The sequence below is a fragment of the Microbacterium sp. Beta genome (assembly GCF_005502545.1).
GTDB classification, from domain to species: domain Bacteria; phylum Actinomycetota; class Actinomycetes; order Actinomycetales; family Microbacteriaceae; genus Microbacterium; species Microbacterium oxydans.
Window position 1 is genome coordinate 75,222 of record NZ_SCOG01000009.1, and the last position, 20,654, is coordinate 95,875.

Annotated in this window: 22 protein-coding genes; 9 read left to right on the forward strand and 13 right to left on the reverse strand. The window is 66.6% G+C overall.

Annotation, left to right across the window (positions count from 1 at the left end):
- The first annotated feature begins 17 nt into the window (after positions 1-17).
- From tatC to lnt, 3 genes are read left to right on the forward strand one after another with little or no spacing between them, the layout of a single operon-like run.
- Positions 18-776, forward strand: coding sequence for a twin-arginine translocase subunit TatC (tatC, locus tag FFS56_RS11130; RefSeq protein WP_045265395.1), 759 nt, complete (start codon positions 18-20; stop codon positions 774-776).
- Positions 773-3,247, forward strand: a complete 2,475-nt coding sequence (locus FFS56_RS11135; RefSeq protein ID WP_127012190.1) for a DEAD/DEAH box helicase — start codon at positions 773-775, stop codon at positions 3,245-3,247. The genes tatC and FFS56_RS11135 overlap by 4 nt, the downstream gene beginning before the upstream one ends.
- Positions 3,248-3,257: 10 nt before the next feature.
- Positions 3,258-4,781: an apolipoprotein N-acyltransferase gene (lnt, locus tag FFS56_RS11140; protein WP_233437417.1), complete on the forward strand. Its 1,524-nt coding sequence runs from the start codon at positions 3,258-3,260 to the stop codon at positions 4,779-4,781.
- Here lnt and FFS56_RS11145 read toward each other — a convergent pair.
- The 4 genes from FFS56_RS11145 to FFS56_RS11160 all read right to left on the reverse strand — a co-directional run bounded on the left by FFS56_RS11145 (position 4,778) and on the right by FFS56_RS11160 (position 7,470).
- The gene (locus FFS56_RS11145) at positions 4,778-5,161 is read right to left on the reverse strand and encodes an RNA polymerase-binding protein RbpA (RefSeq protein ID WP_021200565.1); all 384 of its coding nucleotides are present in this window, start codon (positions 5,159-5,161) and stop codon (positions 4,778-4,780) included. The genes lnt and FFS56_RS11145 overlap by 4 nt on opposite strands.
- Positions 5,162-5,284: 123 nt before the next feature.
- Positions 5,285-6,061 carry a glycerophosphodiester phosphodiesterase family protein gene (locus tag FFS56_RS11150; protein WP_046746997.1) on the reverse strand — a complete coding sequence of 259 codons (777 nt, stop codon included), beginning with the start codon at positions 6,059-6,061 and terminating at the stop codon, positions 5,285-5,287.
- Complete coding sequence (locus FFS56_RS11155) at positions 6,058-6,987, reverse strand: SPFH domain-containing protein (RefSeq protein WP_046746996.1); 930 nt, start codon at positions 6,985-6,987, stop codon at positions 6,058-6,060. The genes FFS56_RS11150 and FFS56_RS11155 overlap by 4 nt, the downstream gene beginning before the upstream one ends.
- A gap of 9 nt (positions 6,988-6,996) precedes the next feature.
- Entirely contained in the window at positions 6,997-7,470 is a 474-nt protein-coding gene (locus FFS56_RS11160) for an NfeD family protein (RefSeq protein ID WP_046746995.1), read from the reverse strand.
- A gap of 123 nt (positions 7,471-7,593) precedes the next feature.
- Between FFS56_RS11160 and FFS56_RS11165 the strand changes: the two genes are divergently transcribed.
- On the forward strand, positions 7,594-8,358 hold the full coding sequence (locus FFS56_RS11165) for an SDR family oxidoreductase (protein WP_046746994.1): 765 nt from the start codon (positions 7,594-7,596) through the stop codon (positions 8,356-8,358).
- Between the two features lie 67 nt (positions 8,359-8,425).
- On the opposite strand, the gene FFS56_RS11170 is transcribed toward FFS56_RS11165, so the two are convergent.
- Positions 8,426-9,022, reverse strand: coding sequence for a DUF308 domain-containing protein (locus FFS56_RS11170; protein ID WP_046746993.1), 597 nt, complete (start codon positions 9,020-9,022; stop codon positions 8,426-8,428).
- Positions 9,023-9,217: 195 nt separating this feature from the next.
- Here FFS56_RS11170 and FFS56_RS11175 point away from each other — a divergent pair, with 195 nt between their 5' ends.
- Genes FFS56_RS11175 through FFS56_RS11190 form a run of 4 tightly spaced genes read left to right on the forward strand, consistent with a single transcriptional unit; the run spans position 9,218 to position 12,908 of the window.
- Complete coding sequence (locus FFS56_RS11175; RefSeq protein WP_046747086.1) at positions 9,218-9,616, forward strand: helix-turn-helix transcriptional regulator; 399 nt, start codon at positions 9,218-9,220, stop codon at positions 9,614-9,616.
- 5 nt (positions 9,617-9,621) lie between these two features.
- Positions 9,622-10,032 carry a VOC family protein gene (locus tag FFS56_RS11180; protein ID WP_046746992.1) on the forward strand — a complete coding sequence of 137 codons (411 nt, stop codon included), beginning with the start codon at positions 9,622-9,624 and terminating at the stop codon, positions 10,030-10,032.
- Between the two features lie 43 nt (positions 10,033-10,075).
- Entirely contained in the window at positions 10,076-12,433 is a 2,358-nt protein-coding gene (locus tag FFS56_RS11185; protein WP_127012188.1) for an excinuclease ABC subunit UvrA, read from the forward strand.
- A gap of 4 nt (positions 12,434-12,437) precedes the next feature.
- Positions 12,438-12,908 carry an NUDIX domain-containing protein gene (locus tag FFS56_RS11190; RefSeq protein WP_127012187.1) on the forward strand — a complete coding sequence of 157 codons (471 nt, stop codon included), beginning with the start codon at positions 12,438-12,440 and terminating at the stop codon, positions 12,906-12,908.
- A 104-nt stretch (positions 12,909-13,012) separates the two neighbouring features.
- Here the strand turns inward: FFS56_RS11190 and FFS56_RS11195 are convergent, their stop codons facing one another.
- From FFS56_RS11195 to FFS56_RS11205, 3 genes are read right to left on the reverse strand one after another with little or no spacing between them, the layout of a single operon-like run.
- Positions 13,013-13,552 carry an MOSC domain-containing protein gene (locus FFS56_RS11195; protein ID WP_061015923.1) on the reverse strand — a complete coding sequence of 180 codons (540 nt, stop codon included), beginning with the start codon at positions 13,550-13,552 and terminating at the stop codon, positions 13,013-13,015.
- Positions 13,553-13,583: 31 nt separating this feature from the next.
- Positions 13,584-13,871: a hypothetical protein gene (locus FFS56_RS11200; protein WP_127012186.1), complete on the reverse strand. Its 288-nt coding sequence runs from the start codon at positions 13,869-13,871 to the stop codon at positions 13,584-13,586.
- A 48-nt stretch (positions 13,872-13,919) separates the two neighbouring features.
- Entirely contained in the window at positions 13,920-14,288 is a 369-nt protein-coding gene (locus FFS56_RS11205; RefSeq protein ID WP_046747108.1) for a VOC family protein, read from the reverse strand.
- A gap of 72 nt (positions 14,289-14,360) precedes the next feature.
- Here FFS56_RS11205 and FFS56_RS11210 point away from each other — a divergent pair, with 72 nt between their 5' ends.
- Positions 14,361-15,686: an MFS transporter gene (locus FFS56_RS11210; protein WP_127012185.1), complete on the forward strand. Its 1,326-nt coding sequence runs from the start codon at positions 14,361-14,363 to the stop codon at positions 15,684-15,686.
- Positions 15,687-15,713: 27 nt separating this feature from the next.
- On the opposite strand, the gene FFS56_RS11215 is transcribed toward FFS56_RS11210, so the two are convergent.
- The 5 genes from FFS56_RS11215 to FFS56_RS11235 form a co-directional block, all read right to left on the reverse strand.
- A complete protein-coding gene (locus tag FFS56_RS11215; RefSeq protein WP_046747110.1) occupies positions 15,714-16,526 on the reverse strand; it encodes an arginase family protein in 813 nt (270 codons plus the stop codon).
- An 81-nt stretch (positions 16,527-16,607) separates the two neighbouring features.
- On the reverse strand, positions 16,608-17,354 hold the full coding sequence (locus FFS56_RS11220; RefSeq protein WP_127012184.1) for an SUMF1/EgtB/PvdO family nonheme iron enzyme: 747 nt from the start codon (positions 17,352-17,354) through the stop codon (positions 16,608-16,610).
- Positions 17,355-17,379: 25 nt separating this feature from the next.
- The gene (locus tag FFS56_RS11225; protein WP_171010943.1) at positions 17,380-18,135 is read right to left on the reverse strand and encodes an SGNH/GDSL hydrolase family protein; all 756 of its coding nucleotides are present in this window, start codon (positions 18,133-18,135) and stop codon (positions 17,380-17,382) included.
- 61 nt (positions 18,136-18,196) lie between these two features.
- Positions 18,197-19,549, reverse strand: a complete 1,353-nt coding sequence (locus FFS56_RS11230) for an MFS transporter (RefSeq protein WP_137771835.1) — start codon at positions 19,547-19,549, stop codon at positions 18,197-18,199.
- Positions 19,550-19,596: 47 nt separating this feature from the next.
- Positions 19,597-20,631 carry an LLM class flavin-dependent oxidoreductase gene (locus tag FFS56_RS11235; protein WP_137771836.1) on the reverse strand — a complete coding sequence of 345 codons (1,035 nt, stop codon included), beginning with the start codon at positions 20,629-20,631 and terminating at the stop codon, positions 19,597-19,599.
- Positions 20,632-20,654 lie beyond the last annotated feature (23 nt).

The following is a 20,654-nucleotide window of genomic DNA, read 5'->3' on the forward strand; positions in this document are numbered from 1 at the left end:
CGGATCGGGATCGACGGATGTCGCTCGGCGCGCATCTCGTCGAACTGCGCAAGCGCCTCATGTTCGCTGCGCTCGCCCTGCTCGTCGGAATGGTGATCGCCTTCCTCATCGCCGATCCGATCATCAACTTCATCACCGAACCGGTCCGCATCATCGCCGAGAAGCGCGGAGACGATTTCAGCGCGCTCAACTTCGGCACCGTCACGGCCGCGTTCGACATGCGGATGCGCATCGCGTTCTCGATCGGCATCTTCCTGTCCGCACCCGTGTGGCTGTGGCAGATCTGGGCGTTCATCATGCCCGGACTCACGCGCAAGGAGGTCAGGTACACCGTCGGCTTCGTGGTCGCCGCCGTTCCGCTGTTCTTCGCCGGCTGCTACCTCGGCGTGATGATCATGCCGCACATCATCGAGCTGATGTGGAGCTTCACCCCGGCAGGCGCGACGAACCTGTACTCGGCGCAGGAGTATTACGACTTCATCTTCAAGCTGATGATCGTGATCGGCATCTCCTTCGTGCTGCCGGTGTTCCTCGTCGCCCTCAACCTCGCAGGTGTGATGTCCGGACGGGCGATCCTCAAGGGATGGCGCGTCGCGATCATCATCGCGACGGTCTTCGCCGCGCTCGCGACACCCGCGGCAGACGTCGTCAGCATGCTGATGCTGGCCGGCATCCTCATCGTGCTGTTCTTCGCCGCTGCCGGTCTCTCGCTCATCTTCGACCGGCGCAAGCGCAAGCGTGACGAGGCATCAGGGCTTCTGCCGGATCCGGCATGAGCTCGCCTTCGGAGAAGTACGCTCGCGCGCGGGAAGCGGGGGAGCATCCGCAGTCAACGGCGTTCGCGGCGCTGCAGAAGTTCGATCTCGACCCGTTCCAGGTCGCCGGCTGTCATGCACTCGAGGGTGGACGAAGCGTGTTGGTCGCTGCTCCGACAGGTGCAGGCAAGACGATCGTCGGCGAGTTCGCGATCCATCTCGCGATGCAGACATCGAGCGACAAGGCCTTCTACACGACGCCGATGAAGGCACTGTCGAACCAGAAGTTCCGCGAGCTGGTCGACGTCTACGGCGCCGATCAGGTGGGCCTGCTCACCGGCGACACCAACATCAACGGCAATGCGCGGATCGTCGTCATGACGACCGAGGTCCTGCGCAACATGATCTACGCCGACTCGGCGGCGCTGAGGGATCTGCGCTACGTGGTCATGGACGAGGTGCACTACCTCGCTGACCGATTCCGTGGAGCGGTCTGGGAAGAGGTCATCATCCACCTCCCCGCCCGCGTCCGCCTGGTGTCGTTGAGCGCGACGGTGTCGAACGCGGAGGAGTTCGGCGACTGGCTGGACACGGTGCGCGGCGATACCGAGGTCATCGTCTCCGAGCTCCGTCCCGTGCCGCTCGAACAGCACGTCCTCGTCCGTGACGACCTGCTGCCGCTGTTCGACGATCGGGCGGGTCTGGCCACCGCGCAGGTCAACCAGGAGCTCATGCGGATCCGCTCCGCGACGGGCACGACATACGAGAACAACCGGCAGGCGCAGTCGTACCGCAGCGACCGCCATGCCGGACGTCAGGCGAAGCGTCCGCCGCGCGGGGGACGACGTCCGGTCCGTGCTGCCAACGCGCGCCGCATCGAGCGAATGGATCGGCCCGACGTCGTCCGTCTGCTCGAACGCGCGAATCTGCTCCCTGCCATCTTCTTCATCTTCAGCCGCGTGGGGTGCGATGCCGCGGTGCAGCAGGTGCGCCGCTCCGGTATCAGGCTCACGTCCAACGAGGAGCGCGCGGAGATCCGCGCCATCGTCGAGGAGCGCACGCGGACCCTCCAGGACGAAGACCTCGGTGTGCTCGGCTACTGGGAATGGCTCGACAACCTCGAACGCGGAATCGCCTCGCACCACGCGGGCTTGCTGCCCGCTTTCAAGGAGGTCGTCGAGGAGCTCTATCAGCGCAAGCTCGTGAAGGTGGTCTTCGCCACCGAGACGCTCGCCCTCGGCATCAACATGCCGGCGCGCACCGTCGTCCTCGAGAAGATGGAGAAGTTCAACGGCGAAGCCCGCGTCGCCATCACCTCAGGGGAGTACACCCAGCTCACCGGTCGCGCAGGGCGTCGCGGCATCGACGTCGAGGGCCACGCCGTCGTGCAGTGGACCGAGGGCATGGATCCGCAGGCGGTCGCCGCACTCGCGTCCCGGCGCACGTATCCGTTGAACTCCAGCTTCCGCCCGACCTACAACATGGCCGTGAACCTGATCGACATGTTCGGCAAGCCCAGGGCGCGGCAGATCCTGGAATCGTCGTTCGCGCAGTTCCAAGCAGATCGAGCCGTCGTCGGGCTCGCACGCCAGGTGCGCGAGGCCGAGGAGTCGTTGGCCGGCTACCAGAGCGCGATGGCCTGTGAGCACGGGGACTACCCCGAGTACGCGGCCATCCGGCGCGAACTGAGCGACCTCGAGAAGAAGAACCGGCAGGACTCGAACGCCCCTCGCGCTTCACGCGACAAGCGGATGAAGCGAATCCAGTCGTTGCGCACGCAGATGCAGCGGCACCCGTGCCATCGTTGTCCGGATCGCGAAGCTCACGCGCGGTGGGCGGAGCGGTATTGGAAGCTCAAGCGCCAGACCGATCGGATCCGCCGTCAGATCGAGACGCGCACCGGCACGGTCGCACGCGTCTTCGACCGCGTGGTCGAGGTACTGGAGACGCTCGACTACCTCACCGAAGTCGACGGAGAGACGGCGCTGACCGAAGCGGGACGCACCATGCGTCGCATCTACGGCGAGCGGGATCTGCTCGTCGCGGAGTCGCTCCGTCAGGGACTGTGGTCGGGGCTGGATGCTCCTTCACTCGCGGCGATGGCGTGCTGCCTCGTCTATGAGCCTCGCCGTGACGAGGCGAATTCGGGGGAGCGGGGTCTGCCCCGAGGCGCCTTCCGGGCCGCATACGAGAAGACGACGACGCTCTGGGCCGAGCTCGACGATCTGGAGCAGGATCACCACCTGCCCGGGAGTGAGCCGCTGGCGGCAGGGCTGGCCGGGGCGATGCACTCCTGGGCCCGCGGCGGCATGCTCGACCGCGTCCTGATCGACGCCGACATGGCTGCGGGAGACTTCGTGCGCTGGGCCAAGCAAACGATCGATCTGCTCGATCAGCTCTCCATCGTCGCGGAAGATGCCGCACTCGCACGAACGGCACGGGCCGCGCTCGATGGCGTGCGCCGCGGCATCGTCGCCTACTCGTCGATGTGAGATGGACGGAATGACCTCGAAAACCGCGCCACAAGGCGCCCTCCTGCCCCTCTGGGCTGCTGTGCTCGCCGCCGGACTGGCCGCCCTGGTGATGAATCTGGCGTATCCGGAGGCCGCGATCTGGATCTTCGCCTTCCCAGCGACAGCTCTTCTGCTGCTCGCGCTGATAGGACGACGGTTCGGGGGTGCGCTGCTCGTCGGGCTGGTCTACGGCATCCTGTTCTTCGGGCTCCTGGTCTCCTGGACATCGCGATACCTCGGCCCCATCCCGTGGGCCGCCCTGAGCGTCGTCGAGGGCGTGCTGACGGCGATCGCCCTCATCCCGATTGCGTTCGCCTATCGCTGGCTCCCGAAAGCCTTCCCCGGGACAGCGGGGCGCCTTCTGGGGCTCCCGACGGTCGTCGCGGCCCTCTGGGTCGGCCGCGAGCTTTTCGTCGGCTCCTGGCCCTACGGCGGCTTCCCTTGGGCACGTATCGGTATGAGTCAGGCCGAGAGTCCCCTCGCGTCCGTCTCCTCCTGGGTCGGCGTGAGCGGGCTCAGCTTCCTGATGGTGCTCGTCGTGGCGATGCTGATCGAAGTCGTGCGGCTGCGCGCATGGCGCCGGCCCTTGCGGCTGATCGCGCCGGCAGCCCTCGTGGTGGTGCTGCTGTTCACCCCGCTCTTCCCGACCGCGACCAGCGGCTCGATGCGGATCGCCGCCGTGCAGGGGAACGGCCCGACGGGGTACTTCGACGATCGCGAGCCGTTCGCGGTGATCCAGGCGCAGACAGAGGCGACCGCCCCTCTTTACGGCGAAGACGTCGATCTGCTGGTCTGGCCGGAAGGGTCATTGGACGCGGACCCTTTTCAGAGCGATGCGCTGGCGCGGCGGATGACCCTCATCGCTAACCGGATCGACGCACCGCTCCTCGCCAACGCGCCAACAGGTCGTGACGACCGCTTCTTCAACACCTCGATGCTCTGGAACCTCGACGGCACCGCGAGGCAGCTGCACGACAAACGGCACCCCGTCCCCTTCGGCGAGTACGTGCCGGATCGCCCGTTCTTCAACGCGCTCGCCCCGGAGCTGATCGGTCTCATCCAACGGGAGTACACGCCGGGTTCGAACCCTCCGATCGTCGACGTCGACGGGGTCCGCGTCGGTCTCGCCATCTGCTTCGATGTGATCTACGACGATGTGATCTGGCAGGGCCTGAACGCGGGGGCAGAGGTGCTGGTGTTCCAGACGAACAATGCCGACTTCCGTGGCACGGACGAGAACCTGCAGCAGCTGGCCTTTGCACGCATGAGGGCCATCGAGACCGGCAGAAGCGTGGTGAACGTCTCGACCGTCGGCACGAGCCAGATCATCCGTGCTGACGGCTCCACGGTCACGAGCCTGGACGCAGATGAGGCCGGAGCCATGCTCGAGGACGTCGAGCTGCGCTCCGGCCTCACGGCTGGTGTGGTGCTGGGCCCCTGGATCCAGGCAGTCGTGCTGTGGGGCGGTCTCGGCGCGCTCCTCGTCGGGTGGTGGCGCGCCAGGAGGCGCTAGGCGCCGATCTTCTCGCGGGTCGGGTCTTCTCCGGCACCGCGGCGGGCCCGGATGAAGGCGAGGCGCTCTTCCAGCAGCTCCTCGAGCTCGGCGCGCGTACGTCGCTCCAGCAGCATGTCCCAGTGGGTGCGGGCGGCCTTCTCGTCGCTCGCCTCGAGCGTGACGGCCTGGCCGTCGACGTTCAGTCGAGCCTCGGCACCGCAGGCGCGGCACTCCCAGGTCTGGGGCGGCTCGGCATCCGCCGCGAACATCAGGTTCGTGACGTGGCCGCATGTGTCACAGGTGTAGGTGGTCTCACGGCGCTCCATGAAAACGACGCCCTCTTCGCTCTGTAGGCTCTGGGCGCCGAGTCGGATGCCGCGCAGGCTGCGATCTGCCATTGTGTGGTCCTCTCGTCGCTGTCAGGTATAACGCTCCAGCCTGTGGGCTTCATCCACGCGGGCGAGTTCTCGGCGGAACTCACAGGTTAATCCCAGCGGAGGAGGTTATGAGGCGGGTCGCCGCTAACGCGGGGCGAGAGTCTTCAGGGCGAGATCAGCGCGGTCCGACACGATGCCGTCGACACCGAGGTCGATGAGACGGCGCATGTCTGCGGCCTCGTTGACGGTCCAGATGTGCACCTCCACCCCGTGCCGGTGCGAGGCCCGCAGAAGAGCAGGAGTCAGCACCGTCAGCGCGCGGTGGCGCTCCGGGATCTGCAGAGCATCGATGCCGCGAAGGATGCGCGCGGGGGAGAGGCGGAGTGCCGAGAGCGCGCGCAGGGAGGCGATCGTCGCGCTGCCTCCGGACGTGGCCGGACGAAGCGCCGCCCCTGCCCGCAACACGGACGCCACCGTTCCCCGTCGATTGGCGTCGGAGAAGCTCGTCACGAGCACCCGGTGCGTGTCGTCGACCAGGATCTTCCCGAGAGGCTCGACAGCGGACGACGTCTTCACGTCGATGTTGAACCGCACGTCCGGGAAGGAATCGAGTGCTTCTGCGACGGTCAGCAGGCCCCCGTGGTCCTCGAACAGGGTGCGCAGCTCACGTGTACTCACCTCGCCGACCGGCCGGGGGTCGCCGGTGAGTCGTGCGATGTCGTCATCGTGGAAGAGCACCACGTCGCCGCTCGCTGTGACCTGACAATCGGTCTCGATGTACTCGACGCCGGCGGCATGGGCGGCCGCGAAAGCCCCGGCGGAGTTCTCCCAGACGCCGGAGTCCTCGCCCGCCGCGGTGATCAGACCACGGTGGGCGAGGACTCGGGGATTCCGCGTCTTCGAGAAGTACGGGTGCGTCACGCGCCGGGAAGCGTGTTCGACGGGCCCTGGCCGGGCTTCGGCGTGAACGCGCTGCCGATGCCCTTGAGCGCCTCGGTGAGTTCGCTGGGGATGATCCAGAGCTTGTTGGACTGCCCCTCGCTGATCTTCGGAAGCATCTGCAGGTACTGGTAGGCCAGAAGCTTGTCGTCCGGCTCGCCCTGGTGGATGGCGCTGAAGACGTTCTGGATGGCCTCGGCCTCGCCCTGGGCGCGCAGCACTGCGGCTTGCTTGTCACCTTCCGCGCGGAGGATCTCCGCCTGCCGCGCACCCTCGGCTTCGAGGATCGCGGACTGCTTGGTCCCTTCAGCGGTCAGGATCGCGGCGCGGCGGTCACGCTCGGCTCGCATCTGCTTCTCCATCGAGTCCTGGATCGAGATGGGCGGGTCGATGGCCTTGAGCTCGACCCGGCCGACGCGGATGCCCCACTTGCCTGTCGCCTCGTCGAGGACGACTCGCAGCTGACCGTTGATGTTGTCACGGCTCGTGAGCGCTTCCTCGAGGTTGAGGCCACCGACCACGTTTCGAAGCGTGGTGGTCGTCAGCTGCTCGACGGCGCCCAGGTAGTTCGCGATCTCGTAAGTCGCCGCACGCGCGTCGGTCACCTGGAAGTAGACGACGGTGTCGATCGAGACCACGAGGTTGTCCTCGGTGATCACCGGCTGCGGCGGGAAGGACACGACCTGCTCGCGCATGTCGATCAGAGGCCGCAGCCTGTCGATGAACGGCACGAGCACGTTGAGGCCCGGCGTCAGCGTCTTGTGATAGCGCCCGAGACGCTCGACCACCCCGGCCGTGGCCTGCGGGATGATGCGGATCGCTCGCGCGACGGTGACCACCACGAAGATGATCACGGCGATCACGAGGATCCACAGGATCGCTGTGGGGATGAACGATGCGTCGTTCACGGGGTTCTCCTAGTCGTTCACGGGACGGACGATGGCCGTGGCGCCGTTGATCGCGGTCACGGCGACCGGGGCACCCTGGGGGATGGGAACGGGGGTGGCGGTGCGCGCGGTCCAGGTGTCGCCGTTCGCGAGCTTGGCCTGGCCGGAGATCTGCGTGATGTCGTTCAGCGCGATCCCGCGAAGGTCTATGAGGGCGTCGACGTTCGACCTGGTCGGATCCTCGCCGCGGTGCAGGCGTCTGAGAAGGGGAGGGCGCAGGAACAGGATGAACAGGGCGGCAGCGGCGGCGGCGATGATCACCTGCAGCCACACCGGGACGCCGACCAGATCCGTGACGAGACCGACGACTCCGCCGAAGCTGAGCATGAGGAACGTGAAGTCCAGCGAGAGCATCTCGATCACCAGGAAGACGGCGATGAGAACCAGCCAGCCGATCCACGCCCATTGCTCGATGAACGTGACGAACGTCACGATGTTGTCCATGCGGCCTCCTTTGTGGTCAACGTATCACGCGCAGAGCGCTGGATCAGGGCGCCACTGCGTGCGCTTGGTAGGGTGTGAAGGCCGTGCGATCACGGCTTTTTTCGCGCATCATGAGGAGTCACCGTGACCGACGTTCTTCCCGCAGGATCCCTCGACGGCAAGGTCGCCCTTGTCACCGGTTCATCGCGGGGGATCGGCGCCGACACCGTCCGCTACCTGGCGGAGGCCGGTGCCGACGTCGTCATCAACTTCCGCAACAAGGCCCCGCGCGCCGAGAAGCTCGCCGCCCAGCTGCGGGAACTCGGTCGCCGTGCGCTCGTCGTGGGTGCCGACCTCACCGACCCCGAGTCCGTCGCTGCGATGTTCGAGGCTATCCGCGCCGAGTACGGCCGCCTGGACGTACTCGTGCTCAACGCCTCAGGGGGCATGGAGTCGGGCATGGCTGCGGACTACGCGCTCACCCTGAACCGCGACGCGCAGCTCAACGTGCTCGACGCCGCTACCCCGCTGCTCTCTGACGGAGCACGCGTGGTGTTCGTCACCAGCCACCAGGCGCACTTCATCCGCACCACACCGACCATGCCGGAGTACGAGCCGGTCGCCCTCTCCAAGCGTGCCGGAGAGGACGCCCTCCGGGAGCGCATCCCCGGCCTCGCCGAGAAGGGCATCGGCTTCACGGTCGTGTCGGGCGACATGATCGAGGGCACCATCACGGCGACGCTGTTGGAGCGCGCGAACCCGGGGGCGATCGCCGAGCGCCGGGAGTCGGCGGGCAAGCTCTACAACGTCTCGGAGTTCGCTGCCGAGGTCGCCAGGGCGGCCGTCGACGCGGTGCCCGCTGACAACACGCGCCTCGTCGGTGACGTGAGCGCTTTCGCGGCCGAGTAAGAGCACGAGAAGAGCGGCCCCGTCTTGCATCGCAAGTCGGGGCCGCTCTCGTTTCAGGCGATGAGCGTCAGCTCGTCGCTCCGCCCTGAACGGCGGAGACGTACTCCTTCGCATCCCGACCGAGCGTGATGGCACGGACGATCTGGATGATTCCGAGCACGACCAGCGAGATCCCCAGCAGCAGCCAGAAGGCGAAGCCGGCGATCAGCGGCGAGAACAGCACGATGATTCCCGCGACGATGCTCAGGATCGCGTAGAGGACCGTCCAGACGCGCGATCCGTCGCTGCCCAGCAAGGACAGAGCGACGATGCCGTCGACGATCCAGCTGACACCGATGAAGATCACGACGACGAAGGCAAGCGTGGCCGCAGCGACGTTCAGGTTGAAGAACGCGATCACACCTGCAGCGATGTAGAGCAGTCCGAGGACGATGTGACCGACGCGCGCCCACCCGCCCTTGGCACTCGAGAAGATGCCGAGGCCGACGTAGACGAGCCCGGCGACGATCAGGTACGAGGCGAAGATCGCCGTCACGATGACCGCGGACTTGACCGGCCAGACGAGGAGGACGATACCCGCGATCAGCGCGAGAACGCCGGCGACGGCCAGCGTGACGCGGATCGACTTGAACAACGACTTCGCCTCTGCGAGTGGTTCAGACATGGTGGGGACCCCTTTCTGAGAAAATCCTGTGAGGATGCCCCTCAGGGTAGCGCCCCTGAGGGCAGGAGCGGGGGAGAAGCGCCCGCCCGCGTTTCTCTTCGTCACGTCGGGAAACTCCCCGACACGATTCCCCGACGTGGCAAGATCATCCTCGTGACGGACCTCGACCACGCTCGGCTGCGCGAGCTCGCCGTCATGCGACGGGTCCGCGATCGCATCGATCGGGAGTACGCCCGACCTCTGGATGTCGAAGCGCTGGCGCGCGGAGTGCACATGTCGGCCGGGCACCTGAGCCGGCAGTTCCGCGAAGCCTACGGGGAGTCCCCGTACTCGTATCTGATGACGAGGCGGATCGAACGCGCCATGGCTCTGCTGCGGCGCGGCGACCTGACGGTGACGGAGGTGTGCTTCGAAGTCGGATGCTCCTCGCTCGGCACCTTCAGCACGAGGTTCTCGGAGCTCATCGGTGTCTCTCCCAGCGTGTACCGTGAACGCGCCACCACCATCGAGGGAATACCGTCCTTCCAGGCGAAGCAGGTCACGAGACCGATCAGGAATAGAGAAGCGCCGCGCCCCGATACCCACCTAACGTGAGAGCCATGAGAATCAGCATCCACTACGCATTCCTTCCGCACACCGATGCGGAAGCCGCTCTCGCGTTCTACCGCGACGCTCTCGGATTCGAGGTGCGCAACGACGTCGGCTACGACGGATTGCGATGGCTCACCGTCGGCCCCGTCGGTCAGCCTGAGACGTCGATCGTCCTCCACCCGCCGGCAACAGATCCCGGCATCACCGATTCCGAGCGGCAAACGATCCTCGAGCTGATCGCGAAGGGCAGCTACGCTGCTCTCACGCTCGCCAGCGATGACCTCGACACGCTCTTCGAGAGCCTGGTCGAGCACGGCGCCGATGTCGTGCAGGAGCCGATGGACCAGCCCTACGGCGTGCGCGATTGCGCGTTCCGCGACCCGGCCGGGAATCTGCTCCGTATCAATCAGACCGCTTAGACCAGACCACCTGATATCTCCACCGCAGAACCGAAGGACCCCGATGAGCACCGAAGCGCACCCTGCCGACACCCACGACCTCATCCGCGTCCAGGGCGCGCGTGAGAACAACCTCAAAGAGGTCAGCGTCGACATCCCGAAGCGCCGTTTGACCGTCTTCACCGGTGTCTCCGGCTCGGGCAAGAGCTCGCTCGTCTTCGACACGATCGCCGCGGAATCGCGCCGCATGATCGACGAGACCTACAGCGCTTTCGTGCAGGGCTTCATGCCGTCGGTGCCGAGGCCCGACGTCGATGTCCTCGAGGGACTGACAACCGCGATCATCGTGGACCAGGAGCGGCTCGGCGCGAACCCGCGTTCGACGGTCGGCACGGTGACGGATGCCAACGCGATGCTGCGCATCCTGTTCAGCAAACTCGGGCAGCCGTACATCGGCGGACCCACCGCCTTCTCGTTCAACATCCCGACGCAGAGAGCCAGCGGGGTGATGACGGGCCCTGGCGGTGAGAAGAAGATCGTGAAGGACGCGATCTACCTCGGCGGCATGTGCCCGCGATGCGAAGGCAGGGGAGCGGTGTCCGACCTCGATCTCGCCCAGATCGTCGACGAGTCGCGGTCTCTCGACGAAGGGGCCATCATGGTTCCCGGCTACACGGCGGACGGCTGGATGGTGAAGGGCTTCTCTCAGTCGGGGTTCTATCCCGCCGATAAGCCGATCTCGCAGTTCACCGACAAACAGCGTCAGCTCTTCCTCTACGGAGAGGTCACGAAGGTCAAGATCTCCGGGATCAACATGACCTACGAAGGCCTCATCCCGAAGATCACCAAGTCGATGCTGTCGAAGGATCTCGATGCGTTGCAGCCGCACATCCGTGCTTTCGTCGAGCGCGTCGCCACCTTCGCGGTGTGCCCGGAGTGCGACGGCACGCGACTCACCGAGGGTGCACGGTCGTCGAAGATCGAGGGCGTGAGCATCGCGGACGCATGCCGCATGCAGGTCACAGACCTCGCGGACTGGGTCCGGGGGCTCGACCTTCCCGGCGCGGGTCCACTGCTTCAGGCGCTCAGCGCGAACCTCGATGCCTTCGTGACCCTGGGACTCGGCTATCTCAGTCTCGAACGGCCTTCGGGCACGCTGTCCGGGGGAGAGGCACAGCGCATCAAGATGCTGCGCCACCTCGGTTCCTCGCTCACCGACATCACCTACGTGTTCGACGAGCCGACCATCGGATTGCACCCGCACGATATCCAGCGCATGAACGGGCTCCTGCTGCGGCTGCGCGACAAGGGGAACACGGTGCTCGTGGTCGAGCACAAACCCGAGACGATCATGATCGGCGACCATGTCGTCGACCTGGGTCCCGGTGCGGGCAGCGCCGGCGGAGAGATCTGTTACGAGGGAACGGTCGAGGGTCTCAAGGCCAGCGGTACCAAGACCGGCGATCACCTCGAGGACCGGGCGCAGTTGAAGGAATCGGTGCGCACCGGCACCGGCGCGATCGACGTCAGAGGCGCGACGGCCAACAACCTGAAGGACGTCGACGTCGACATCCCGACGGGCGTGCTCACGGTCGTCACGGGCGTCGCGGGCTCGGGCAAGAGTTCCCTCATCCACGGGTCGGTCTCGAAGCGCGACGGCGTCGTGGCGATCGATCAGGCCGCGATCAAGGGCTCGCGACGAAGCAACCCCGCGACGTACACAGGCCTCCTGGAGCCGATCCGCAAGGCGTTCGCCAAGGCCAACGGCGTGAAGCCGGCTCTATTCAGCGCGAACTCAGAGGGCGCCTGCCCGTCGTGCAAGGGCGCCGGCGTGATCATCACGGAACTCGGATTCATGGACACGATCGAGACGCCCTGCGAGGACTGCGGCGGCAAGCGCTTCCAGGCAGCTGTTCTCGAGTACAAACTCGCCGGCAAGGACATCACCGAGGTGCTCGATCTGCCTGTGTCCGAAGCGCGGGTGTTCTTCGGTGAGGGCGAGGCGAAGCTCCCGGCGGCTTCCGCCATCCTCGGCCGGATGGAAGACGTGGGTCTCGGCTACCTGTCGCTCGGGCAGCCGTTGTCGACCCTCTCGGGTGGTGAGCGCCAGCGGATCAAGCTCGCCATCCAGATGGGGGAGAAGGGCGACGTCTACGTGCTCGACGAACCCACGACCGGCCTGCACCTCGCCGATGTCGACAAGATCCTCGGGCTGCTCGATCGGCTCGTCGACGCCGGGAAGACGGTGATCGTCATCGAACATCATCAGGCGGTGATGGCCCATGCAGACTGGATCATCGATATCGGGCCCGGCGCCGGTCATGATGGCGGCAAGATCGTGTTCGAAGGGACACCTGCAGATTTGGTATCCCAAAAATCCACACTGACGGGGGAGCACCTCGCCGCCTACGTCGGAGCGTAGGGGCATGCCGGTCGACCGCTCCCACATTCGTGTCAAAGCCATGCTTGTGGCCACCCACAGCGACGGCGCTCGGCACCTCGTCAGCCAGCACGGTGCGACGGTGGAGAACCCGCTCGGCTTTCACCGGCTGATCGGCGGCGGTGTCGAACTCGGCGAGACACACGAGAAGGCGATACTCCGCGAAGTCCAGGAGGAGCTCCAAGCCGATGTGGTCGATCTGGCTTTCCTGGGCGTCGTTGAGAACATCTTCCGATACGACGGCGAGCTCGGTCATGAAATCGTTGCGCTGTACTGCGGCAGGCTGCACCCAGAACCTGCATTGGAGGGCGGCACCCTCACGGAGTCCGACGGATCGATCGCGCCGATCCTATGGCGCCCATTCGACGACGACGATGTGTCGGCACCGCTGTACCCGTCAGCGGCGAACCGCTGGATTCGCGACGTCGTCTCCCATGCAGCAGCCCAGGGAGCATGAGGGGCCCGAGAGCACAGAGTCCCATCTCTTCGCGCCACTCTCGACTCGTGAGGTATATCCGATAATGCACATTATGTCAGCTAGCCGAAAGCAGCCCGTCCCCCTCAGACTCGCGTGAGCGGGAGATGCGGGTGCGGTGGCAACTCGACATCGATCGGATCTCCCGCAGCCACGCGCCCACCCCGCGACACGATGCCCATCACGCCGGCGAGGCGGACGACCTTGCCGTCACCGGCGTTCCGCACCACCTGCTTGAGCAGCCCCGACTGGAATCCGTTGATCTGCTGGCACGGATTGCGAAGCCCCGTGACCGTCACCACAGTCTCTCCGATTCGCAGTCGTGATCCGACAGGCAGCGCGAGCAGATCGATGCCCTGCGTCGTGATGTTCTCGCCGAGGTCCCCTGGAGCCACGAGATGGCCACCCTCCTTCAGGGTCTCGAAGAGCTCGCCGTGGATCAGGTGCACCTGCCGGAGATTCGGTTGGGACGGATCGGCGGCCACCCGCGATCGGTGCTTGACCGTCGCTCCACAGTGCGCATCGCCGTCGACGCCCAGACCCTCTAGCAGCGAGATGGATCCCCGTGTCTCCTTGCTGAACGTGTGAGAAGCACTGGAATGGACCGCGACGACCCGAGCAAGCATGTCTTCATTGTTCCACGAGCCATCCAGCCGCTCACCGTGCGATGATCGGGGCGTGAGTCCCCCTATGGGAAGCAGGGAGCACAGCGATCCGCTCCAGCACTGCCATGGTCTCGTCACCGGATTTCGGTGCCGTCAGAGCGAACCCAGCGAGAGGCTCCCCTGCCAACGCGAACCGCAGGAGAGGCCCGTCGAACAGCTTGCGCATGCGGGCGGCGACTGCGGCCGCGTCGACCTCTCCATCGCGGTGTCGAAGAGCCTGCACCCAGAGATCGACACATCTCGCGATGTCGTCGGTAGTACCCGCGGTGATGTCCGTCATACGGGCAATCGTCGCACGCTCGAAAGGTCCGACGCTGCGAACCGGGCGCTAGTGCGCGGACCACACCCCGAGCTCGGTGCCAGACGGATCCGCGAAGTGCAGCCGACGCCCACCCGGGAACTCATACGGCTCCTGCAGGATCTTGCCCCCGGCCGCCACGATGGCCTCCTTCGTGGCGTCGAGGTCCTCGGAGTAGAGCAGCACCAGAGGGCCGCCGGCGGGACGCACCTCGTCGGCGAGCAGCAGACCACCGGCCTCGTTCCCGTCGGCGCGCGGAGACACGATCCCCGCATAGCCCGGGCCGTAGTCGTTGAAGTGCCAGCCGAACGCATCGGCGAAGAAGCGCTTCGAGACATCGAGGTCGGTGACGACGAGCTCGACGTAATCGAGTGAGTGATGCAGAGGTGTGCTGGTCATGGCGTCAGGGTAGCTCCCACCTGCGACATCACAGATCTCATCTGCGATGTCGCAGAGGAGTAGCGTTGAGGGGTGCCGCAGGTCTCCCACTCCCCCGTCTCCACACCGGGGTGGCGGGCCTGGCTGATCTGGTCGGTCGGCGTCGCCGCCTATGTGCTCGCGATCACCAACCGCACCTCGCTCGGGGCTGTCGGCGTCGAAGCGGCCGACCGGTTCCAGGCCGACGCTTCCACGCTGGCCCTGTTCGCCGTGGTCCAACTCGCGGTGTACGGCGGGATGCAGCTCCCCGTGGGAATCTTGCTCGACCGTTTCGGATCCCGGCCGATCATGACGATCGGGATGCTGCTCATGGCCGCCGGCCAGTTGACCATGGCTCTCTCCCCCAGCATCGGCATCGCGATCGTCGCACGCGTTCTGCTCGGCGCCGGAGATGCCGCCATCTTCCCCGCCGTGCTGCGCCTGGTTGCCACCTGGTTCCCCGCGCAGCGAGGACCCCTCATGGTGCAGTTCACCGGCATCATCGGCCAGGCAGGGCAACTCATCGCGCTCGTCCCCGTCGCCGCGCTGCTGCACGCCACCACCTGGACGATCACCTTCGGCAGCATCGCCGGGCTCGGGGTGCTGTTCACAATCCTCGTGGCGCTCGTCATCCGCAACCACCCGGTCGAGCGCGGCGCCGATGTCACGGTGAACACCGACACGGGAGTCGTGCGCGTCGTCACCTCAGCGATAGATACCGGCGTCGGCATACGCGCCGCCTGGGCGCACCCAGGGACCCGCCTCGCCTTCTGGTCGCACTTCACCACGCCGTTCGCGGGAACCGCGTTCGTGCTCCTCTGGGGTATGCCGTTCCTCACAGCGGCGGAGGGCCTGGATGCTGCACACGCCGCAGGCATCATCTCCGTATATGTCGTTGCCGGAATGCTTCTCGGTCCCATCATCGGCGACCTGTCGCGTCGACTGCCGAACTATCGCTCTCTCGCCCTCGTGCTTCCGGCCGTGGGGGTTCAGATGGCAGCGTGGATCTCTGTCATCGCCCTCCCCGACACCGCACCGCTCTGGCTCCTCTACCTCCTGGCGATCGCTCTCGGGACCGGTGGTCCCGCCTCGATGATCGCCTTCGACCACGCCAGAACGCACAACCCGACGCACCGCCTCAGCACCGCCACCGGCGTCACGAACGCCGGAGGTTTCATCGCCGCGCTCATCGCCATCTTCCTCATCGGTCTGGCGCTCGATCTGCAGGGCGCCGGCACGCCGGAGACCTACTCGCTGGAAGCCTTCCGGATCGCATTTCTCATGCCGATCCCGCTCTGGATCATCGGCACCGTCTTCATCCTCGTCGAGCGCAAACGTACGCGTGTCCGCATGGGGCTCGACCCCGAGCGCGGTCGCTGACGCGGCACCCGGACAGCGTCCACAAAATCAGCGCAGGAGGTGCTGCAAAGTCTCGATCACGAGCTCCACGCTGAGATGCTCAGGGACTTCGGCGTCTCCCGCCTCGAACTCCGCGAGCTCCACGCCCTGCACGGCACCTACGGGCAGTGCGGCGAAGATCCCGGCGATCTGATGCGGCAGCAGCCCGCCCCCGATGCGATAGGCCGCAGGGATGTAACCGGGCTCGAGCACGTCCCAGTCGACGTGTATCCATACCGGTCGTCCGGCGATGATATCGACGATGCGTTCAGGCGTGCTCTCTGCCGGCCGAAGTACGGTGACCCCTGCCTCCGCCAGAAGGTCCCCCTCGGCGGGGTCGATGTCCCGGCCACCGACGACGATCACCTGCTTCGGGTCGATGCCGGAACCGTGGCCGCTGTCCCACAGGCCGCACGCCGCGGCGAGCACCATGCCGCCGAGGTACCCTGACTCCGTCGTCTCCGGGGTGTTGAAGTCGCCGTGCGCGTCGATCCACAGCACCACCGCATCCGGGTGATGCTCCGCGACCGTGGGGAGCGTGCCGAGGCTCACAGCGCAGGTGTTGGTGATCAGCAGGGGTGTCGTCCCAGCGGCAAGGGCGTCTTGCAGCGCCGCCCGGATCCCCTGGAGCGTCTGCTCCGCCTCCGGTAACGCCTTCGTCCAGTCATCGACGACACTCGGGGTCGGAGTGCCGATGGTCTGTGCTTCGATCGACATCAGGGACGACACCGCCTCGCCCACTCTGCGCGCGCCGATCAAGGCGCCGTCGGTACGGTCGGCCACCCGGCCCTGGGAGACGATGAGCGAATAGGAGGATGCCATGTCCCTCAGCCTGGCATCAGCACAGCCAGCGGGACAAATGCGCTCCTCGCGCATATGTCGCCGATGAAGAATCGGGGCGCCTCAGCCGCGGCGAGGAGTCCATCCCGATGGAAGCGGGCCATCCTGGAAAGCGCGCTCTCGATCGCTTCGCGCCGACCAGCCCTGTGCCTGATCCGTGGTGTCGAAGCCGCCTCGAGCGAGCCTCAACCCCACGTCGTCGTGATGCATACGCGGCGCTCCCCCTCGACGAACGGATGCCCGAACGCTCCAGGCGTCGTCGGCGAAGCCGCCTCCGCGGAACACCCGGTAGTCGTCGTAGCGGGCGGGGTCGAGCAGGTCCCAGCACCACTCCCAGACGTTGCCGAGCGTGTCGAAGAGCCCGTTGAGATTCGGGAGCTTCCCGCCCACGTCCTGTGGCGAGGCCACCCCGTCCGCCGCCGTCCAAGCCGCATCCGCGAGCGGCGCATAGTGAGGGCCCGTCGCGCCGGCACGACAGGCGAACTCCCACTCCGCCTCTGTGGGCAGCCGGTATCCGTCCGCGGTCGTATCCCACGTGACGACCTCGCCGTCGAACGAGTAGCTCCGTTCCAGCCCCTCCCACTCCGACGCGGCATTGCAGAAATGCACCGCTCGCAACCAGCTGAGATCCGCGGCGGGGCGGCGGGGATGCCGTGCGGGAATGCCGAGCACCTCGGCGAGCTGTTCCTCCGTCACCGGGTACACACCGATCTCGAATGGTTCGAGAGCGACATCGCGCCTCTCCTGCCTGCGAGCATCATGCAGCGACACGGTGCCGGCACTGATGGCCGCGAGCTCGAAGTCACTCACCGGATTCGGCAACTGTCGGACGACGTCATGCGGGAACCCGTTCTACCCACGACGGGTACTTCGCCGCGCGGCCGTCTCCCGACGACGTCCTGGTCACACGCCGCCGCACCCAGGGCCCGACGAACTCGCGGTAATAGGCGAGGCCGGAGGGGCCCGCACCGAGCCGATCGCTCGGCGCCCACCACGTCTCCGGAGGCTCGTAGCCGAGAGCGTGCAGCACGCGGGCGGCCACACGGTGGTGACCCGATGCATTCATGTGCAGCCTGTCCTCCGCCCAGTACGCGCCGCGGGAGAGCTCACGGTCGGGCCAGTTGAGCGCACGGATCACGTCGGGACGATCTTCGACGCGACGCAGCACGGCCTCGGACAGCAGATCACCCCGCCGCTGCACGAGAGAGCCCATCGGGAGCTGACCACTCGGGTTCGCGCCGGAGAGCAGGATCATCGTCACCCCCTCCTCGTCGCATCGGCGCAGCACCCGGCTGAAGGCGTCGGCGATGTGCTCGACGTCGGTACGCGGGCGCAGCATGTCGTTGCCACCGCCGTTGAACGAGAGATGCGTGGGACGCAGGGCGAGCGCGGGTTCGAGCTGCTCTTCCACGATCGGCCAGGCGAGCTTGCCCCTGATCGCGAGATTCGCGTACTGGATGGGGTGCCCGGCGGCGTCGGCCCACCCTTGAGCCGCCAGGTCGGCCCAGCCGCGCTCCCGTCCGTCCGGGAGGACATCACCCACACCCTCGGTAAACGAGTCGCCGATCGCCACAAACCGCACATCTGCCATCATCCCAGCCTATTGCGGGACGACGACGCACGGCGCCGGGACCGGATGGGTCGCCCCCGCCTCAGCGGTCGTCGAGAGCCTGGCCGCCGCGATCGACGAGTCCCCACGCCGCAGCCGCAGCACCGAGGAAACAGACCCCGAAGACCGCGAACAGGAGCGGCGCGCCGCCGCCGACCAGGAGGATCGGGACAGAGAGCGGTGCGACGATCGATGCGATGCGCCCCACTCCAGCGGCCCAGCCCGCGCCCGTGCCCCGCAACGAGGTCGGATAGATCTCCGGGGTCACCGCGTACAGGGCACCCCAGGCGCCGAGGTTGAAGAACGACAGCGCCATGCCGGCGGCGATGATGGTGCCCTCCGTCGTCGCCGTGCCGAAGACCACGGCAGAGACCGCCGAGCCGAGGAGGAAGACGGAGAGCGTCAGTCGACGGCCCCAGACCTCGATGAGCCACGCGGCCACCGCGTAGCCGGGGAGCTGAGCCAACGTGATGATGAGCGTGAACCCGAAAGACCGCACCAGATCGAACCCGGCATCGACGAGGATGCTCGGGATCCAGATGAACGCTCCGTAATAGGCGAAGTTCACACCGAGCCACACCAGCCAGAGACATAGTGTGCGCAGTCGGAACTCCCGATTCCAGAGTGTCGCCAACCGTGCGCGGGCGGTGACGGCGATCGCTCGTGATGCCGGCTCCTTCCTGATGGCCGGAGTCGCCTCCACCCGCGCCTCCACCTCGAACGCGGAGACGATGCGGTCGGCCTCTGCGATCCGTCCCCGCGACGCGAGCCAGCGAGGCGACTCGGGCATCCGCCACCGCACGAAGAGTGCGTACACCGCCGGGATGGCCCCGAGGGCGAACGCCCAGCGCCAGCCATCCTCCGAAGCGGGTATGACCAGGAACCCGATGAGAGCAGCTGCCGTCCACCCGAGTGCCCAGAACGCCTCCAGTACGACGATCAGGCGACCGCGGATCCGGGCGGGGGCGAACTCGCTCACGTAGGTCGATGCCACAGGAAGCTCGGCGCCGAGCCCGAGGCCGACGAGGAATCGGAGAACCAGAAGCGCCGCAAGCCCGCCCACGAGCGCGCTGGCTCCGGTGGCGAGGCCATACACGAGCAACGTCAGAGCGAACACCTGCCGTCGTCCGTAGCGGTCCGCCAGGAGACCGCCGAGCGTCGCGCCGATGGCCATGCCGATGAACCCTACGGAGGCGATCCAGCCCGCCTCGCCCTTGGACAGCCCCCACTGCTGCGTGAGGGCCGCGAGGATGAAGGAGATCAGACCCACGTCCATCGCGTCCAGCGCCCAGCCGAGACCGGAACCCGTGAGCAAGCGGAGATGCCGACGCGTGAAAGGCAGGACGTCCAGGCGCTCAGCCAACGATGAGCGGCTCGGCAAGGCGGTGTTGGCCATGCTTCTCATCGTAAAGCCGAGCGCCGGGCGTCCTGCGCTCGATGACGTCAGTCCTGCGAGGCGAGGATCCGCTTCACGCGTGGGATCACCTCGGTGCCATACAGCTCGATGCTGCGCATCATCGACTCGTGCGACAGGGTGCCCGTGGCGTACTTGAGGTCGAAACGCCCGAGGCCGAGCGTCGTGATGGTGTCGGCGATCTTCGCAGCGACCCGGTCCGGCGACCCTGCGTAGATCGCCCCCTCAGGTCCCACGTCGTTCTGGAAACGTGCACGGCTGTACGCCGGCCACCCGCGCTCTCGGCCGATGGTGTTGTTCATCGCCTCGAATCCGGAGTAAGCGGCATCCCAGGCTTCCGGGTCTGTCGCGGCGATGTGGCCAGGCGAGTGCACCGAGACGGGATGCGACGTGGTACCGAACGATGCGACCGAGCGATGGTACAGATCGACGAACGGCTTGAACCGCACCGCCGGCCCCCCGATGATCGCGAGCATGAGGCCGAGACCGTGGCGAGCGACACGGACGACCGACTCCGGGCTTCCGCCCACACCGACCCAGGTACGCAGACCCTTCTCGGTCTTCGGGAACACGTTCGCGTTCTCCAACGACGGACGCATCGTTCCCGACCAGGTCACCGGCTCCTCCTTCAGGAGCTCCACGAACAGTTCGAGCTTCTGCTCGAAGAGCGCGTCGTAGTCTCGCAGGTCATAGCCGAACAGGGGGAAGGACTCGATGAAGGAGCCACGCCCGAGCACCACCTCGGCCCGGCCGTTCGACAGCGCGTCCAGCGTCGAGAAGCGCTCGAACACGCGTACGGGGTCGTCGGAGGACAGCACCGTGACCGCCGTGCCCAGCCGGATGTTCTCCGTGCGCGCGGCGATCGCCGCCAGCACCATCTCCGGGGCGGACACGGCGAACTCGGTGCGGTGATGCTCCCCGACCCCGAAGAAGTCCACGCCCACGGAGTCTGCGAGTTCCGCCTGCTGCACGATGTTGCGGATCGTCTGCGCCCCCGTGAGGAGCTCCCCGTCCGCGTCTCGCGTGATGTCGCCGAACGTGTCCAGTCCGAATTCGATGCCCATGTCATCCCTTCCTATTCGGATGA